This is a genomic window from Paraconexibacter sp., from assembly GCF_041602235.1.
Lineage (GTDB): Bacteria > Actinomycetota > Thermoleophilia > Solirubrobacterales > Solirubrobacteraceae > Paraconexibacter.
Map to the genome: position 1 here is coordinate 1 of NZ_JBFIGP010000485.1, position 1,573 is coordinate 1,573.

General features: G+C 75.0%; 2 protein-coding genes. Both read right to left on the reverse strand.

Annotated features, from left to right (window positions below; translation table 11 throughout):
- The coding region (locus ABYE80_RS20700) for an MFS transporter (RefSeq protein WP_372792321.1) at nt 1–709 on the reverse strand (709 nt) is incomplete at its 3' end.
- A 27-nt stretch (nt 710–736) separates the two neighbouring features.
- Nucleotides 737–1,573 (reverse strand): hypothetical protein (locus ABYE80_RS20705; RefSeq protein ID WP_372792323.1); only part of this gene is annotated, 837 nt, incomplete at its 5' end.

The window sequence follows — 1,573 nt, forward strand, 5'->3', positions numbered from 1 at the left end:
TCAGGGCGGCTCGCAGGGGGTTGACGCTCCAGCCGGCGACGAGCAGCAGCACGAGCAGGAACAGCACGGCCGTGAGTGCGGCGGACACGAGCGCGAGCGCGACGACGGGCGCGGTCGTCCACCGCGGGCCCCCGGCCGCGGGCGTCCGCGGTGACGCCGCGGTCGCCGTGCGCGTCGCGCCCCAGCAGAACCACGCCGCGCCGAGGGCGATCGGCGTCTGGAAGATGAAGATCGCCCGCCAGTCGAGCAGCTGCGTGAGGGCACCGCCGAGCGCGGGACCGATCGCGGTCGAGAGCACGGCCGCACCGAGCCACAACCGGCGCGCGTGGCCGCGCTCGTCGGCGTGCCCGGCCTCCAGCAGCGCGAACACGGCGATCAGGGTGGCCGCGCCGCCCAGCGCCTGCACCGCGCGCCCGGCGAGCAGCAGCGGCAGCGACGAGCCCAGCCCGCAGACCAGCGACGCCAGCCCGAACACGACCATGCCGACGGTGCCGACCGTGGCGGGTCCGCGGCTGCGTTGCAGCCGCTCGATCGGCACCAGGGCGAGCGCGAGCACCAACGCGTACACCCCGATGACCGCGGCGACACCCTCGACCGTCGTGTCGAGCCGGACCAGGATCTCCGGCAGGGCGAGCGTGACGATCGAGGCGTCCGCGAGGGCGAGGCCCGCCGCGAGGGCCAGCACGATGGTGCGAGCGCGTGGGGACATGACGGGTGGCGACCGAGGTCCGACCGGTCAGCCGGCGACCGGCTCGGTGACGTCGGCCAGGTGCCAGGGCTGCTCGCTGTCCTCGTCACGCAGCGTCAGCGTCCAGCGCTCGGTGAAGGTGGTCTCGGCGTCCTTGCTGCCGGCGAGGACCGCAGCGGTGTCGCGGTCCTCGACGTAGCGGCGTCCGCGCACGCGGACCGACACCCGCATCTGGGCGGGGGTGCCGTCGGTCCCGGCCTCGAGCCGGTCGACCCCGATGCGCTCGACGCGTGCGCCGCGCAGGACGATGCGCGTGCGCCCGCTCCCGTCGGTGCCGTGGAGCAGGCGGGCCGCCGCCTGGCGGTCGGCGAGCGCGAGGAGCGCGTCGTCCTCGCCGTCGACCGCCTCGACCCACGCCTGCACGGCTCGGCGGGCCGCCACCTCCAGGATGTCGGGGGCGAACCGCGCGTCGGCGAGCGAGAGATCGAGGGCCTGGGCGCGCGCGTCGTCGGTGAGATCGACGTCGACGAGATCGGCCGTGGCGAACCCGTCCAGGGCCTTGTCGGCGACAGCGCTCTCGACGAGCGCCTCGTCGCGCAGCGCACCCGTGTCCGACCAGGGCGACGCCACGATCGCGGCGTCGAGCTGGTGCACGCCCTCGGTGTCGGACTCGATGGAGGCAAGCGTCCAGCGGCCGTCGCGGTGGGCGAGCGTCCAGTACTCGGCCAGCTGGGTGGTCGCGCTGCTCTGGCCGTTTCGCATGATCGTCTGCCCCCGGTCGGTCACGACCCGGTCGAGCAGGGTGGCGGTGAGCCGGACGCACACGCGGTCCTCGGTGTCGTCGTCGCGGTTGACGATGCCCACGTACTCGACCTCCGGTCCGGA